17 protein-coding genes are annotated in these 15,785 nt (G+C 59.1%); 10 read left to right on the top strand and 7 right to left on the bottom strand.

Annotated elements, in window-relative coordinates; genetic code table 11:
• Positions 1-230: 230 nt before the first annotated feature.
• Positions 231-1,151, bottom strand: a complete 921-nt coding sequence (locus LOY55_RS26675) for a histone deacetylase (protein ID WP_109786324.1) — start codon at positions 1,149-1,151, stop codon at positions 231-233.
• A 74-nt stretch (positions 1,152-1,225) separates the two neighbouring features.
• On the opposite strand from LOY55_RS26675, the gene LOY55_RS26670 reads away from it, so the two are divergent.
• From LOY55_RS26670 to LOY55_RS26660, 3 genes are all read left to right on the top strand, one after another.
• A complete protein-coding gene (locus LOY55_RS26670; RefSeq protein ID WP_046028662.1) occupies positions 1,226-1,795 on the top strand; it encodes a GNAT family N-acetyltransferase in 570 nt (189 codons plus the stop codon).
• Positions 1,796-1,899: 104 nt separating this feature from the next.
• Positions 1,900-2,769: an acyl-CoA thioesterase II gene (tesB, locus tag LOY55_RS26665; RefSeq protein WP_077431226.1), complete on the top strand. Its 870-nt coding sequence runs from the start codon at positions 1,900-1,902 to the stop codon at positions 2,767-2,769.
• Positions 2,766-3,359, top strand: a complete 594-nt coding sequence (locus LOY55_RS26660; RefSeq protein ID WP_223522712.1) for an HAD family hydrolase — start codon at positions 2,766-2,768, stop codon at positions 3,357-3,359. Before tesB ends, LOY55_RS26660 begins: the two co-directional genes overlap by 4 nt.
• Before the next feature lie 87 nt (positions 3,360-3,446).
• On the opposite strand, the gene LOY55_RS26655 is transcribed toward LOY55_RS26660, so the two are convergent.
• Positions 3,447-4,406, bottom strand: a complete 960-nt coding sequence (locus LOY55_RS26655; protein ID WP_223522713.1) for an alpha/beta hydrolase — start codon at positions 4,404-4,406, stop codon at positions 3,447-3,449.
• Positions 4,407-5,303 (bottom strand): neutral zinc metallopeptidase, encoded by an 897-nt coding sequence (locus tag LOY55_RS26650; protein WP_223522714.1) that lies wholly within the window; start codon positions 5,301-5,303, stop codon positions 4,407-4,409. It abuts the gene before it with no gap.
• Positions 5,304-5,554: 251 nt separating this feature from the next.
• Here LOY55_RS26650 and LOY55_RS26645 point away from each other — a divergent pair, with 251 nt between their 5' ends.
• Both LOY55_RS26645 and LOY55_RS26640 read left to right on the top strand, forming a co-directional pair.
• Complete coding sequence (locus tag LOY55_RS26645; RefSeq protein WP_077431228.1) at positions 5,555-6,331, top strand: IclR family transcriptional regulator; 777 nt, start codon at positions 5,555-5,557, stop codon at positions 6,329-6,331.
• A gap of 208 nt (positions 6,332-6,539) precedes the next feature.
• Positions 6,540-7,418, top strand: a complete 879-nt coding sequence (locus LOY55_RS26640; RefSeq protein ID WP_046028645.1) for a DMT family transporter — start codon at positions 6,540-6,542, stop codon at positions 7,416-7,418.
• A gap of 129 nt (positions 7,419-7,547) precedes the next feature.
• Here LOY55_RS26640 and LOY55_RS26635 read toward each other — a convergent pair whose 3' ends face one another.
• Positions 7,548-8,885 (bottom strand): MFS transporter, encoded by a 1,338-nt coding sequence (locus LOY55_RS26635; protein WP_109786323.1) that lies wholly within the window; start codon positions 8,883-8,885, stop codon positions 7,548-7,550.
• A 408-nt stretch (positions 8,886-9,293) separates the two neighbouring features.
• Between LOY55_RS26635 and quiC the strand changes: the two genes are divergently transcribed.
• Positions 9,294-11,195 carry a 3-dehydroshikimate dehydratase QuiC gene (gene quiC / locus LOY55_RS26630; protein WP_046028641.1) on the top strand — a complete coding sequence of 634 codons (1,902 nt, stop codon included), beginning with the start codon at positions 9,294-9,296 and terminating at the stop codon, positions 11,193-11,195.
• 102 nt (positions 11,196-11,297) lie between these two features.
• A complete protein-coding gene (locus tag LOY55_RS26625; RefSeq protein WP_046028640.1) occupies positions 11,298-11,975 on the top strand; it encodes a TetR/AcrR family transcriptional regulator in 678 nt (225 codons plus the stop codon).
• A 25-nt stretch (positions 11,976-12,000) separates the two neighbouring features.
• Here the strand turns inward: LOY55_RS26625 and LOY55_RS26620 are convergent, their stop codons facing one another.
• From LOY55_RS26620 to LOY55_RS26610, 3 genes are all read right to left on the bottom strand, one after another.
• The gene (locus LOY55_RS26620) at positions 12,001-12,855 is read right to left on the bottom strand and encodes a shikimate dehydrogenase (RefSeq protein ID WP_046028866.1); all 855 of its coding nucleotides are present in this window, start codon (positions 12,853-12,855) and stop codon (positions 12,001-12,003) included.
• 5 nt (positions 12,856-12,860) lie between these two features.
• The gene (gene aroQ / locus LOY55_RS26615) at positions 12,861-13,301 is read right to left on the bottom strand and encodes a type II 3-dehydroquinate dehydratase (RefSeq protein WP_046028638.1); all 441 of its coding nucleotides are present in this window, start codon (positions 13,299-13,301) and stop codon (positions 12,861-12,863) included.
• 139 nt (positions 13,302-13,440) lie between these two features.
• On the bottom strand, positions 13,441-14,352 hold the full coding sequence (locus LOY55_RS26610) for a LysR family transcriptional regulator (protein ID WP_046028632.1): 912 nt from the start codon (positions 14,350-14,352) through the stop codon (positions 13,441-13,443).
• A gap of 116 nt (positions 14,353-14,468) precedes the next feature.
• Here LOY55_RS26610 and LOY55_RS26605 point away from each other — a divergent pair, with 116 nt between their 5' ends.
• From LOY55_RS26605 to LOY55_RS26595, 3 genes are all read left to right on the top strand, one after another.
• Positions 14,469-14,669, top strand: a complete 201-nt coding sequence (locus LOY55_RS26605; RefSeq protein WP_046028630.1) for a 4-oxalocrotonate tautomerase family protein — start codon at positions 14,469-14,471, stop codon at positions 14,667-14,669.
• Positions 14,670-14,884: 215 nt separating this feature from the next.
• A complete protein-coding gene (locus LOY55_RS26600; protein ID WP_109786319.1) occupies positions 14,885-15,313 on the top strand; it encodes a DUF4160 domain-containing protein in 429 nt (142 codons plus the stop codon).
• Positions 15,310-15,756, top strand: a complete 447-nt coding sequence (locus LOY55_RS26595; RefSeq protein WP_046028627.1) for a DUF2442 domain-containing protein — start codon at positions 15,310-15,312, stop codon at positions 15,754-15,756. Before LOY55_RS26600 ends, LOY55_RS26595 begins: the two co-directional genes overlap by 4 nt.
• Positions 15,757-15,785: the final 29 nt, after the last annotated feature.

Below are 15,785 nucleotides of genomic sequence, written 5' to 3'. Positions count from 1 at the left end.
TGCGGCGATCCGACTTGCCCGCGATAGCGGAGTGTCAGTCAACAAAGACTTTGAATTTGCCGGCCTCATCGCGGGCAAGCCCGCTCCCACAGTTGATCTTCGATGGTTTCAGAAGAGCTGTTCAAAAAACAATCATCAAGTTGTAGCCCATGCCTGGTATGGGCTGCAGGCCCTTTCACTCAGGTTATCCACAGGCAGTTCCACAGGCATTGTGGGTAAAGGCTCACGACTCAGTGACAACCTGATGACTGCCAGACCCGTTGAGCGCTGTGATGCAGGATGCCGTGCCGGCGTGCCAGGGCTTTGCGGTCCTTGCTGTAACCGCCGCCAATCACTCCGACCACCGGAATATCCCGGCCCAGGCAATGGCGCATCACGCTTTCATCTCGCGCCGCCACGCCTTCGTCCGTCAGCTTCAAGTAACCCAGTGCGTCGTCCTTATGCACATCGACCCCTGCGTCATACAGCACCAGGTCCGGTTGATAGAGCGGCAGCAAATAGTTGAGCGCATCGTCGACCACGTTCAGGTAGTCGGCATCGCCCATGCCTTTGGGCAGCGGGATGTCCCAGTCACTTTCGGCTTTGCGTGCAGGAAAATTCTTTTCGCAATGCAGGGAAACCGTCACTGCGTCCGGGGTGTTGTGCAGGATACGTGCAGTTCCGTCGCCCTGATGCACGTCGCAGTCAAAGATCAGCACCCGATTCACTCGGCCACTTTCCAGCAGGTAACGGCTGATCACCGCCAGGTCGTTGAAAATGCAGAACCCGGCCGGGTAGTCGTAATGGGCGTGATGCGTGCCGCCCGCCAGGTGACAGGCCAGACCGTGCTCCAGCGCCTGTTCCGCCGCCAGCAATGAACCGCCTACCGCGCGCACCGTGCGTCGCGCCAGGGCTTCGCTCCAGGGCAGGCCGAGGCGACGTTGGTCTTCACGGGACAACTCGCCACTCATGTAGCGTTCGATATAGGCAGTGTCATGGGCGAGGGCGAGTATGTCCGAGGGGCAGAGCTGCGGGCGCAACAGATCGGCGTCCTTGGTCAGGCCGCTGTCCACCAGGTGATCGCGCAGCAGGCGAAACTTGTCCATGGGGAAGCGGTGATCCGCCGGGAACTCGGGGCTGTAGTCTTCGTGATAAATCAGCGGCAGCGGCATGATGATTTCATACAGGAATGAGAGAAGGATCCTACCAGCGATGTAGACTTGCGGCATGGAAACAGGGGGGCACCATGGAGCCAATACTGCAACTCGAAAGTGCGCGACTGCTGTTGCGGCAGTGGCGCGATGAGGATTTGCCGGAATTTGCGGCGATGTGCGCCGACCCGCAGGTGATGCGATATTTTCCGGCACCGTTGAGCCGTCTGGAAAGTGCCTCGCTGATCGGGCGTATTCGCGGGCATTTTGCCGAGCATGGTTTCGGCCTGTGGGCACTGCAACGCAAAGACACTGGCCAATTCATCGGATTTACCGGGCTGGGTGTGGTGGGCTTCGACGCACCATTTACCCCCGCGACCGAAATCGGCTGGCGCCTGGCCCGTGAACATTGGGGCCTGGGGTATGCCAGTGAAGCGGCATGGACCGCTCTGCGTTGCGGGTTTGACCGGTTGGCGCTGACCGAGGTCGTGTCCTTCACCGCCAAAAACAACACGCCCTCCGAGAAAGTCATGCAGGCCATCGGCATGCACCATGATTCAGCCGATGACTTTGAGCATCCCAGGCTCGCGGCCGATCATCCCTTGCGTCACCATGTGCTTTACCGCATCACCCGTGAACAATGGCTGCAAACCTTGCATGGATAAGCCGGCGCGCACGTTTACAATGGCGCCCATGGGGCCTGTCCCGAAAGTGTATCGACCGTGCCAGCCAAGACTGCGCGGCAATGTTTTGTGTGAGGAGAGTCTGAATGAGCCAAGTGTTGGATGATCTGGTCGACCTGCTGACCCTGGAACCGATCGAAGAAAACCTGTTCCGCGGCCGCAGCCAGGACCTGGGTTTTCGCCAGTTGTTCGGCGGTCAGGTGATCGGTCAGTCGCTGTCGGCAGCCAGTCAGACGGTTGAAGCAGCCCGGCATGTGCATTCCATGCACGGGTATTTCCTGCGACCGGGCGATTCCGCGTTGCCCGTGGTTTATCAAGTGGACCGGGTGCGCGATGGCGGCAGTTTCAGCACGCGCCGGGTGACGGCGATCCAGAAGGGCAATCCGATTTTCACCTGCAGCGCCTCGTTCCAGTACGACGAAGAAGGCTTCCAGCACCAGACCGAAATGCCACAAGTGGTCGGCCCGGAAAATCTGCCGACGGAGCTGGAAATCACCAAGAGGCACGCGCACCTGATCCCCGAGCACATGCGCGAAAAGCTGCTGTGCCCGAAACCGATCGAATTCCGTCCGGTGACCGAAAAAGATCCCTACAACCCACTGCCATCCGATCCGATCAAGTACGTCTGGTTTCGCGCCGACGGTGCGCTGGCTGACTCGCCGGCGCTGCACAAATACCTGCTGGCCTATGCCTCGGACTTCGGTCTGTTGGTCACCTCGATGCAACCTCATGGCAAATCGGTCTGGCACAAAGACATGCAGGTCGCCAGCCTCGATCACGCGCTGTGGTTCCATCAGGACCTGCGCGCAGATGACTGGTTGCTCTACGCGATGGACAGCCCTTGGGCCGGTAATTCCCGTGGCTTCAACCGTGGCAGCGTGTTCAACCGTGCAGGACAACTGGTGGCCTCGGTCACGCAGGAAGGCCTGATTCGTCATCGCAAGGATTGGGCATGAGCCTGGCCGAGGTGCGTCACTGGGTGTTCGACATGGACGGCACCCTGACGGTGGCCGTGCATGACTTCGCGGCGATTCGCGTGGCGTTGGCGATCCCGGCTGAAGACGACATCCTGACCCACCTCGCCGCACTGCCGGCCGATGAAGCGGCGGCTAAACATGCGTGGCTGCTGGAGCATGAACGTGATCTGGCGCTGGGTTCGAAGCCGGCGCCGGGTGCCGTGGAGCTGGTGCGAGAATTGGCCGGGCGCGGCTATCGCCTGGGGATTCTCACGCGCAATGCCCGGGAGTTGGCGCATGTGACGCTGGAGGCGATTGGCCTGGCCGACTGCTTCGCGGTGGAGGATGTGCTGGGGCGTGATGAAGCGCCGCCCAAGCCGCATCCCGGTGGTTTGCTGAAACTGGCCGAGGCCTGGAAGGTGCCCGCTAGCGAAATGGTGATGGTCGGTGATTACCGCTTTGATCTCGATTGCGGGCGAGCGGCAGGGGCACGGACGGTGTTGGTGAATCTGCCGGATAACCCGTGGCCGGAACTGACGGACTGGCATGCGGCGGATTGTGTGGTGTTGCGGCAGATGCTGTTGGCTTGAGGGCCTCTTCGCGAGCAGGCGCCTGCTAAAAATCTACGGTGGGAGCCGGGCTTGACCGCGATGGCGTCAGCTCAGGCCCCCCTACACTCACTGCCCAAACAACGCCTTGATCCCCTCCGGCGAAGTCAACATTTCATCCCCGTTATGCCCGACGCCTGGCACTTCAACCAGTCGCTGGTTCACTCCTCGCGGATTGCGACGCAGCAGATAATCAAAGTAAAAGTGCCCACGAGCCAGGCGATTCGCGCCTTGGGCCTCTGCTTCACACCCCTTGTCCAGTGCAGGCTGTTGCGGGTCGATGTCTTGCTGCCCGAGCAGATAAGTCACGTCACGTTTGACGTAATTGCCTTCAATCTGCGGTGACGTTTGCCCACTGCCATAGAGGGGTAAATCTATCAGACCATACTTCCAGCGATTGAACCCCGGACAGTTCGCGTGGTTGAACACCACGGGCCGACGCTCATCGAAATACGCGTACGAGGAAGGGTTGGCGACAACATAGCGAACCTTAATGCCTGCGGCCGACAGCTCCGGTTGCTCGTGAGCGAGCAATGCATAACGCTGGACGACCTGGGCGCCACCGGAATGTCCGGCGATGACGATCTCTTTCAAGTCCGGAAACTGCTGGCGATCACTGACCCTCGCGATGATTTGATCCAGCGCCGCATAGGAACTCACCGCAAAGGGCGCGGTGGACATCCCGCCCGCCATCCAGTCATTGCCCTGCCAGCGCAACACAGTGTCTGCCACGGGATGCAGTGCTACGTCGGTTTCATTGAGAAATTGCGGGGCGATCACCAGCGTGGATGCACTTTGGCCCGCCCACTCTGCCGCTTGCTCGGCGCTTTGCCGATAGGTTTCTGCGTTGCGCAAGCGACCATGGAGGATGATCAGCACACGTTCGATTTTCGCCGGAGCCGGGCCGATGCCCACCGCCATCTCGCCTTCTTTGAGCAACAGCCGACCGGGGCTTACTGCCTTGACCGCATGCTCGGCGGCCTGGGTTGTTGCACAGGTAAACAGTAGAGCTAACAGCCACTTATTCATTTACAAATTTTTCGCCGCAAAGGTATCGCACTGGCCCACCTGGCCTTGCGCAAATCCGGTTTTGAACCAGCGCACCCTTTGCGCTGATGTGCCATGGGTAAACGAGTCCGGCACCACGCGACCCTGACCTTGCTGCTGCAAGCGGTCGTCGCCGATGGCGTTGGCGGCGTTCAAGGCTTCTTCGATGTCGCCCGGTTCCAGCCAGTTCAGACGTTTCTGCGCGTTGTTGGCCCACACCCCGGCCAGGCAATCCGCTTGCAGTTCCTGGCGCACGAGCAAGCCGCCATCGCCTTCCATTTGCCGGCCTTGGGCACGGGCTGCCTGAATTTTCGCTGAAACGCCGAGCAAGGTCTGAACGTGATGTCCGACTTCGTGAGCAATCACGTAGGCCTGCGCGAAGTCACCGGCGGCGGAAAAGCGTTGCGACATTTCCTGGAAGAACGCCATGTCCAGGTAGACCTTCTGGTCCGCCGGGCAATAGAACGGGCCGGTTGCCGACGTCGCCAGACCGCAGGCGGAGTTGACGCGATTGCTGAACAGCACCAGCGTCGGGTCCTTATATTGCCGACCTGCCTGCTGGAAAATCTGACCCCACGTGTCTTCGGTGTCACCGAGGATCGAGCGGACGAATTCGGCGCCCTCATCGTTTGCCGGTGGCGCCTTGCGGGTCTGGTTAGTGGCTGGCGCCGATTGCTCGCTCATTTGACCCGTGAGTTGTCCGAGGATTTGTAGCGGATCCTGGCCCGTGATCCAGCCGATGCCGACAATCAGAATGATCGCGGTCAGGCTCAAGCCCTTGCCGCCACCGAAACGCACTCCGCCCCCACCGCCACCGCCGGCATCATCGCCACGGGCATCGACCACGTTGTCGCTGCGTCGGCCTTTTTTCCATAGCATGTGGGAATCCTCTGATTGTCCGTGGGGGTGAGTGTTGCTGGTGTGAGGGAGCGGCGCCAGTCCGATCGTCCGGGTTTCGGCTATTCCCGGCGTTCGCCTGCAGTATTCCAGACTTGTATGAACGTGGACTCCCCATCGAATTCCGTCAGGTGCCGGGTTTTTATCGAATGAACCTGGCGATCGACGAGTTCCAGATTTCGCATTACCGGGTTCATCTTCTAGAATCAGGCAAATTGTGTGTGGAACCTCCCATGGCCGGCAGTCAGATCGAACGTGTTTTCAGCGTGCTGGAAAGCCTTACCAGTGACCCGCGCGGACTGCCGATGCAGACCCTGGCGGAACAACTGGACATCCCGAAAAGCGCGACCCATCGCTTGCTCGCCGAGCTGATTCGGTTGGGCTATGTGCGACAGAATCCAGAGAACCTGCGCTATCACCTGACCACTAAATTGATCGCGATGGGGTTTCGTTATCTCTCGGGCAGCGGCGCCGATATCGTGCAGCCAGTGCTGGATCGCCTCGCGCAGGAGACCGGTGAACTGGTGCGCCTGGGCGTCATTGAAGGCGAGCGGCAGATCTGGATCGCCAAGTCGCAAGGTGCCCGGTCCGGCCTGCGTTACGACCCGGACATGGGCCGCGATGCGCCGTTGTTCTACACCGCATCGGGCCACGCCTGGCTGGCGTGCATGAGCGATGCCGAGGCGTTGTCGCTGGTAGAACGCCAGGGCGGGGAGCGGCCCAAAGACCTGGGGCCGAATGCGCCGCGTTCCAACATTGAACTGCTGGAGCGCTTGCGTCTGGCGCGTGAGCAGGGTTATGCCTGGGTTGAAGAGAGTTCGGCGGTGGGCACCTCGGCGATTGCTGCCGTGGTGCGCCATCCGAGCGAGGGGCGGGTGATGGGGGTGCTGAGCATCGCCGGGCCGAGCGCACGTATGCCGGGTGCTCGGTTGCATGAGTTGGCGCCGCTGTTGTTGAGGTATACCGAGGAGTTGTCGGCGGCGAGCCTTGCTTCAGAGTTGTTCAGCTGATTCGAACACACCACCCATCCATTGTGGGAGCTTGCTCGCGATGGCGGAGTGTCAGTCGACATCAATGTTGAATGATGAATGGCTATCGCGAGCAAGCCCGCTCCCACAGTGAAACCGTGCGATGTTCGAACACTTTCGGCCTATGCTTGTATTGGAATCTGGAACCAGGTTCTAAATTATTGGAATTCGCCAGGCACAAGGGAACCCCATGACCGTCAGCACTCCGCTCTCCGGCGTAAACCAGCCCTTCAAAGGGATTTTGCTGATCGTCGTCGCCACGTTCCTCTTCTCCAGTCACGACGCCCTGTCCAAATACCTCTCCGGTTTCTATCCGATCGTCATGGTGGTTTGGGCGCGCTATGTGGTTCACACCTTGTTGATGGCGGGGATTTTCCTGCCGCAATCCGGATTGCGCGTACTGCGAACCAAGCGGCCATGGCTGCAAGTGATGCGGGCGTTGTGCCTGTTGGGCACCAGTCTGTTTTTCACCACCGGTTTGCAATACATCCCGTTGGCCGAAGCCACGGCGGTCAACTTTCTTGCGCCGGTATTGGTCACCGCGCTGTCGGTGCCGTTGCTGAAGGAACACGTCACCCGCGGCCAATGGATCGCGGTAATTTGTGGATTTAGCGGCGTGTTGATCATCGTCCACCCCGGCGGTGATCTGTTCACGCCAGCGGTGCTGCTGCCGCTCTGCTCGGCGCTGTTCTTCTGCTTCTATCAATTGCTCACCCGCAAGCTCAGCAACATCGACAGCCCGACCACCAGCAACTTCTTCGCCGGACTGTGCAACACCCTGGTGATGAGCGCGCTGGTGCCGTTCTTCTGGCAAGTGCCGAGCCTAGGGCATGGCTTGATGATGGTCGCGTTGGGCGCGTGCGGGATGACGGCTCACTTGTTCCTGACCCAGGCGTTTCGCTACGCTGCGCCGGCGTTGCTGGCGCCGTTCGGTTATTGCCAGATTGTGTTTGCCGGTCTGCTGGGCTGGCTGCTGTTTGCCCACACACCGACCCTGACTACGGTGATCGGGATCGCGGTGATTTGCTGCAGCGGATTGGCGGCGGCGTGGCAACAGAGTCGCCGATAAACAGCTATCGATGAACGACCTGTGGGGGCGAGCCTGCTCGCGAAGGCGTCAAGTCAGTCAACGTTAATGTTGAATGACAGAACGCTTTCGCGAGCAGGCTCGCTCCCACAGGGATTGTGATTAGCTTTTTTATTTGGTGACGGCAGGAATCTTGCGCGGCGCCATGAAGTACATCCAGGTCAGCGCGATGAAGTACATCGCCGGGATCAGGGTGAACAACACGGTGTAGTTATTGTTGGTGACGGTCAGGATATGGCCGACCAACTGCGTCATGAACATCCCGCCGATGGCTGCGCACATGCCGCCAAAACCAAACACCGTGCTCATCATGTGCTTGGGCGTGTAGTCCATCACCAGGCTCCAGATGTTTGCAGTCCAGGCCTGGTGAGCACCGATGGCCAGGGAGATGGCGGCCACTGCGACCCACAGATTGCTGGCGCCGGCCGCCATGACCACGCCGACGATGCAGCAGGCGAACAGGAACATGGACATCAACCGCGCCTTGATCGGGTTGATACCGCGACCGATCAGGAACGAGGAGAGGATCCCGCCGCCGACGCTGCCGAAGTCAGCGGTCAGGTAAATGATGATCAGCGGAATGCCCATCTGGGTCACGTTGATTCCCAGGTTGTATTGCTGATTGAGGAACGGCGGCAGCCAGTACAGGTAGAACCAGAACACCGGCGCGGTCATCGAGTAGGCGAGGGCGAAGGCCCAGGTGCCACGCATGCGCAGGATTTTCGAGAACGGCACGCGGGCTTGTTCCGGCTCGACTTCTTTCTGGATGTAGTCCAGTTCCGACTGTTTGACGCTCGGGTGATCTTCCGGGTTGAAGTACTTCAAGCCCCAGAACAGCAACCAGATCCCGCCCAGTGCCGACATGCACAGGAACGCGGCTTGCCAGCCCCAGACATGCAGGATCAGCGGCAGCAACATCGGGGTGAACATCGCACCGACGTTGGTCCCGGCGTTGAAGATGCCGGTGGCCACGGCGCGTTCACCGGCCGGGAACCACAGGCGGGTGGTTTTCACGCAGGCGGGGTAGTTGGCGGCTTCGGTCAAACCAAGGATGAAACGGCAGACCATGAAGCCGACGGCTGAAGTGGCCAGGCCGTGGGCACCGGTGGCGACGCTCCAGAGCAGCACCGCGCAGAAGAACACGCGCTTGACACCGACCCGGTCGATCAAGCGGCCCTGCAACACGAAACCGATGGCGTAACCGACCTGGAACCAGAAGTTGATGTTGGCGTAGTCCATCGCCGTCCAGCTCATTTCCTTGGCGAGGATGGGCTGCATGACGCCCAGGGCGGCGCGGTCGATGTAGTTCAGGGTTGTCGCGAAGAACACCAGCGCCAGCATGCCCCAACGGGTTTTGCCGACCGCCATGGCGCCGCGGATTTTGTCGCCGATGCCGCCGGCAGTGACGCTCATGGCCGGAGCCATGCGTGAGCTTTGGGAAGGAATCATGTAGGCCACCGATTGTTTTTATGTGGTGTTCTGGGTCTTTTGTAACCGAGTCCGATGTTTCATGACCGGGCTCAATGTGGAGTTGATGTTGCGCAGTGGACAAAAAATCGTCAATTCGCCAAAGGCCATTGTGTTCGATAATCGCACGCAAAACTAACCGGATAGTACACTTTGAATTGCTGTTCGATTCTGCCAGGCCAATAATTCCCCTCAAGTTAAACGCGGACCCTGTAGCAGCTGGCGAAGCCTGCGTTCGGCTGCGAAGCAGTCGCATGCGGTTTATCTGTAAGACCGCATCGCCCGATTTCACGACTGCTGCGCAGCCGAACGCAGGCTTCGCCAGCTGCTACATAAAGCGAAGCGTGCGATATCGATAACAAGAGTGTCTCCACCACCGGGAGTCGAAATATGCAGCGTTCCATTGCCACCGTTTCCTTGAGCGGTACCCTGCCGGAAAAGCTCGAAGCCATTGCCGCCGCCGGTTTTGACGGAGTGGAGATTTTCGAGAATGACCTTCTTTACTACGACGGTAGCCCACGGGAAATCAAACAGATGTGCGCCGATCTCGGGATCGCGATCACACTGTTTCAACCCTTCCGGGATTTCGAAGGCTGCCGCCGTGACCGCCTGTCACGCAACCTCGAGCGGGCCGAGCGCAAATTCGACTTGATGCAGGAGCTGGGCACTGACCTGGTGCTGGTGTGCAGTAACGCCTCGGCTGATTCGGTCGGTGATGAACAGATCCTGGTCGACGATTTGCGCCTGCTGGCCGAACGTGCTGGCGCGCGTGGTCTGCGAATCGGTTACGAAGCCCTGGCCTGGGGCCGGCATGTGAACACTTATCAACAGGTGTGGAACATCGTTCGCCAGGCGGATCACCCTAGCCTCGGCGTCTTGCTGGACAGCTTTCACACGCTGTCGCTCAAGGGCGATCCGAGCGCCATCGCCGAAATTCCGGGCGACAAGATTTTCTTCGTGCAAATGGCCGATGCACCCATCCTGGCCATGGACGTGTTGGAGTGGAGCCGGCATTTCCGCTGCTTCCCTGGCCAGGGTGAATTCGACCTGCCGGGCTTTCTTGCGCCGATCATCCAGAGCGGTTACACCGGGCCGCTGTCACTGGAAATCTTCAACGATGGTTTCCGTGCCGCGCCGCCTCGGGCCAATGCCGCCGACGGTTTGCGTTCGCTGCTGTACCTGGAGGAGAAAACCCGTCAGCGTCTGGAGCAGCAAACCAAGCCCTCGGCCAACCTCGACATTTTGTTCGAGACGCCAAAGGCCAGCGAATACAACGGCATCGAGTTTCTCGAGTTTGCAGTGGACGAAAGCCTCGGTGCCAAGCTCTCGCATTGGCTGGAACGGTTGGGTTTCGTCAAGGCCGGGCAGCATCGCTCCAAGAGCGTTAGCCTACTGCGTCAGGGCGATATCAACCTGATCCTCAACTCCGAACCGTATTCGTTTGCCCATAGTTTTTTCGAAGCCCATGGCCCGTCGTTGTGCGCGACGGCCGTGCGGGTCAAGGACAGCGCCAGTGCGCTGGCCCGGGCCGTGGCCTACAAAGGTCAGCCGTATCGCGGGCTGGTGGGCCCCAACGAATTGGAACTGGCGGCGGTTCGAGCCCCGGATGGCAGCCTGATCTATCTGGTGGATCAAGACGCCGATGTCTATGGCACCGATTTCCATCTGTTCCCCGACGCCGTGGCCAGCGGCGGCCTCAAGCGTATCGACCATATGGCCATGGCATTGCCGGCCGACAGCCTCGACAGTTGGGTGCTGTTTTATAAGAGCCTGCTGGACTTTGAAGCTGACGATGAAGTGGTGCTGCCCGACCCTTACGGCCTGGTAAAAAGCCGTGCGCTGCGCAGCCGCGACAGTTCGATCCGTTTGCCGCTGAACATTTCCGAGAACCGCAACACCGCCATCTCACACGCGCTGTCGAGTTATCGCGGCTCCGGTGTGCATCACATCGCGTTCGATTGCGACGATATCTTTGCGCAAGTCAGCCGGGCCAAGGAGGCGGGTGTGCCGTTGCTGGACATCCCGCTCAATTACTACGATGACCTCGCCGCACGGTTTGATTTCGATGACGAGTTCCTCAGCGAACTGGCGTATTACAACGTCTTGTACGACCGCGATGCTCAGGGCGGCGAACTGTTTCATGTGTACACCGAGCCGTTTGAAGGGCGGTTCTTCTTTGAAATCATTCAACGCAAGAACGGCTACGCGGGGTACGGCGCAGCGAACGTGGCGGTGCGACTGGCGGCGATGGCCAAATCTCGCAGCGGTGCGATCCGTCAGGCCAAGTTGTAGGAAAATCGTAAGCGCCGATACAAACCGCTGCCACGCGGCTTCCTTCACTGTGCGCAGCGGCCCATAATCGCCAGCCTGTGCAGTGATGGCCGTGAGCCCGTAATGACAATGACTTCAGAACGCTCCGCAGTGCCCGACGATGTGATCGTCGAGCCGCGCAAGGGCCGCAAAAACAACCCGGAAAAGACCCGCGAAAACATCCTTCAAGAGGCGATTGTCGAGTTCGTCCAGCAGGGGCTTTCCGGTGCTCGCGTCGATGCAATCGCCGAGCGCATTCACACCTCCAAGCGCATGATCTACTACTACTTCGGCAGCAAGGAGCAGCTGTACGTTGAGGTGCTGGAAAAACTCTACGGAGACATTCGCAGCACCGAAAACCGCTTGCACCTGACCGAACTGGCGCCGGTCGAGGCGATCCGGCGCCTGGTGGAGTTCACCTTCGATCACCATGATCGCAATGTCGATTTCGTGCGCATTGTGAGCATCGAGAACATTCACAATGCCGAGTATGTGAAGCGCTCCGATGCGATCAAGGCGATGAACAACACGATCCTCGATTCACTGGGCGAAATTTTGCGTCGTGGCGCCGAAGAAGGTCTATTCCGCGCGGGGCTCGTGCCGCTGGATGTGCATTTGCTGATCAGTTCGTTCTGCTTCTATCGCGTGTCGAACCGCCATACCTTTGGTGAGATTTTTCAGATCGACCTGCCGGACGACGCCATCAAGCAGCGTCATCGCGAGATGATTTGCGAGTCGGTGTTGCGCTATCTGCAGGCCTGACCTTGTGTGAGGGGGTTATCCCCCTTCAACCCTTCATGCTCTGAAAGTGCGCCAGCATTCGCTGCGCATCCGGCACTACGTTGCTGAACAATTCAAATGCCTTCACGGCCTGAAACACTGCCATGTTGCCGCCATCCAGGGTCCGGCAACCGAGGGCTCGGGCGTTGCGCAGCAGTTCGGTTTCCAGCGGAAAGTACACGATCTCGGCCACCCACAATTCGGCGCGAAGCAACTCCGCCGGCACGGGCATGCCCGGGAGTTTTTTCATGCCCATGGGTGTGGTGTTCACCAAGCCGTCAGCCAGGCCCAAAGTGCTCGGCAAATCATGCCCGGCCACCGCGCGACCGGCCCCGAAATGTTGATTGAGGTTGTCCGCCAAGGCCTGCGCGCGGCTGATCTCCACATCGAAAATGCTCAACAGCTGTACACCTTCGCTCAATAGCGCGTGGGCCACCGCCGCGCCTGCACCGCCGGCACCCATTTGTACGACACGCTCACGGGCAACGTCCTTCAGGCCACGGCGAAAACCCTCGGCGAACCCCAGGCAATCAGTGTTGTGGCCGATTCGTTTGCCATCTTTCAAGACCACGGTATTCACCGCGCCAATGCCGCGGGCTTCTGGTGACAGTTCGTCGAGCAGCGGGATGATCGTCTGTTTGCACGGGAAGGTGATGTTGAGCCCGGTGAAATTCATCCGTTCGGCCGCCAACAGCAAATCGGGCAGGGCGCTGCTGTCGAGCTTCAACTGATCCAGATCGATCAAACGGTAGAGATAACGCATGCCCTGCGCGTCGCCTTCATGCTCGTGCAGTGCCGGTGTGCGGGAGGCTTGAATCCCGGCGCCGATCAGCCCGGCCAGTACGCTGTTGTGCTGAGTCATCGCTTTCATCCCTTCAATTTCAGACTGAAATGTTCCAGTGCCAGGCGATAGCCGTGGCTGCCGAAACCGGCCATGACCGCGGTGGCGATGGCCGAGACGAACGAGTGATGCCGGAACGACTCGCGGGCGTGGACGTTCGACAGGTGAACTTCGATCACCGGCAGTTCGCTGGCAACGAGAGCGTCGCGGATCGCCACCGAGGTGTGAGTCCAGGCGGCCGGGTTGATCACAATCCCGGCGCAACGCCCACGAGCGGCATGAATCCAGTCGAGCAATTCGCCTTCGTGGTTGGTCTGGCGAAATTCCACGACCAAGCCGAACTCTTCGGCGGCGCGGCCGCACAGCGCCGAGATATCCGCCAGGGTTTCGTGGCCATAAGTTGCCGGTTCACGGGTGCCGAGCAGGTTCAGGTTCGGGCCGTTGAGCACCAGAACGATAGGGGGCATGGGAAGTCTCCACTTATTATTTTTGGAATCGGCTGGTGTCATCAGCCTGTGGAGATAAATTGTACTAGCTGGTTAATTTGGTCAATTAAAGAGGCGGGTTGGTCGTGTTTTGTGTGCGGTGATCGGACAGTGGCGACGATCAGCGCGGCAGATGTTCGACCAGAAAGTCGATAAACGCCCTCAACCGAAGCGGCATGTGCCGGCTTTGCGGATACAGCAACGTGAACGGCCGCGAACGCCTGCCGAAAGGCTTGAGCACCTCCACCAGAGAGCCATCGGCCAATTCGTTTTCGACGATAAACCGGTACGTCTGAAACAGTCCCGCCCCATGTCTGGCCAGGGTAACGCCACCCAGCACATCGTCCGAGCAACTGAAACTGCCCTCGGCCAAAATCTCTCGCGGCACGCCATTGTCATTGAACAGCCAGGCAATTCGCCGGCCGCTGCTGGGCAATTCGTATTGAATGCATTCGTGTTGCGCCAACTCATCCAGCGTTTGTGGAACGCCAGCGCGCTTGAGGTACTCGGGACTGGCAATCATCACCAGTTCGGCGTCTTCCAGGTGACGGGCGATCAAGCCGGAGTCGGGGATGGCCCGCACGCGAATCGCCATGTCATAGCCTTCGCCGACGAAGTCGATGTTGCGATTGCTGATGTGCGACTCGACCTTTACATCGGGAAAGCGCGCCCGAAATTCCGGCAGCAACGGCAGAATTCTGTGGTGCGCATAGGTCGTTGGAATGCTGATACGCAACGTGCCGGACGGTTGCTGCTGTTGGCCCATGACCTCGCGCTGAGCCTCGATCAATTGCGCCAGCGCCTGACGACATTCTTCGTAATAACGGCGGCCGCTGTCAGTCAACTTCACGCTGCGGGTGGTGCGCGCGAATAAGCGCACGCCCAGGCGTTCTTCCATGCGCGACACCGAACGGCTGACGGCGGCCGGCGTCACACCTGCCACCAGCGCGGCGGCGGTAAAGCTCCCGGCTTCCGCTGCGAGGCAAAACAGTTCGATGCTGCCCAACTGAAGATCATCGAAGACTCGCTGCATGATTGATTACACCGGGGATCAAATGAGGACTGAATGCCGACACTGTAGATGAAATCACCGCCGCAGTGCTTTACTGGCGTTTCATCCAGATTTGATTACCGGACAGGAGCAGCATCATGCCTTTCGTCAGCGTGCGTATTACCCGTGAAGGCGTTACCCGTGAGCAGAAAGCCCAGGTCATCGCTGAAATTACCGAAACCCTGCAGCGTGTCCTCGGCAAGCCTCCGGAAGTGACCCATATCGTGATCGAAGAGGTGGATACCGATAACTGGGGGCATGCGGGGCTGACCGTTACCGAGCATAGAAAGCAGTCGTAATGATGGGGTGCAACTCAAGACAGCCGTCCTCGTGACGGCTTTTTTGTGGGTGTGGTGAAAGGATTGCTTACTATTTTGGGCGGCAATCGACAAGTCGAAAAGCTCTCGGAAGCTAGTCTCAATCCTGAATTGTTCATCAAGCAATCAGCGCCAGTTATCGGGTTCTTCAAGGAGTGGAGAATCTTTGCAATCTATAACCTAACGGATGGGTTAGCATGAACGTATGCCGCTACAAAGGCTTGTCATTGGTCATCATGCTGCGCGACGAACATTGTCCGCCTCATGTCCATGTAGATGCAGGAACATGGGGCGCACGCTTCAAATTCAGTTTCTGGCACAACGGCGTCGAACTCTGGGATGTCGTTCCTCTTTCACAGCGGCCACCTTCAGCGGTACTGGAAGGATTACGACAGGCGCTTCGGCAGCCTGCGCATTTACGGAGAGCTCGTGGCATCTGGTGGAGCAGACTGCATACAGCGTGCCTGGACAATCAGTTGTGGGATTGGGAGGGCAATGAAGTGGTCGTGATGAAACGAATCGCCAGCACGACATACATGATTGGCTCGGCCTGTTACGAGCCTGAGGCGAACAAGACTCTGTTGGCCCTGGTGGGGGCTGCGGAGGGAGTGGAAATTGAATTATGAAAACGATAAAGGCGAAAAACCAGGCGGATAGCCCCGTCACTGAAGCTGCACTGGAGCAGGCGCTTCAGCGAGGCGAGTTGAGTCGTCGTAGCGGATTGAATGCGACTGCAGTGGCTTGGTCAGGACATTGCCTGGTCATCAGCTTTGAGGACGGCAGCGGCGTGCTCCTTCCGGTGAAGAGTTACCCGGAATTTGATGGCTTTGACGCTGGAGAATTCGCTGATTTGAAGGTTGGCTTTTCGGGAACCGCTTTGTGCCATGAAGGCAGGGATTTACAGGTCTCCATTGCCGGGTTGATTTCGGCGAGCAAGTCGCTGATGGACATGGCCTCTTCAGTCGTCGCCTCACGCAATGGTCGTCAGAGTAGCGCTGCCAAAAGCGAGGCTGCACGGGCCAATGGCAAAAAGGGCGGTCGTCCGCGCAAGGTCGACGCGGCTCTTTGATCCGCCCACAAAAAAGCCGTCGTGATGAC

It is taken from the genome of Pseudomonas sp. B21-040, from assembly GCF_024748695.1.
Taxonomy (GTDB): domain Bacteria; phylum Pseudomonadota; class Gammaproteobacteria; order Pseudomonadales; family Pseudomonadaceae; genus Aquipseudomonas.
This window is presented reverse-complemented; position numbering and strand designations above follow the sequence as displayed.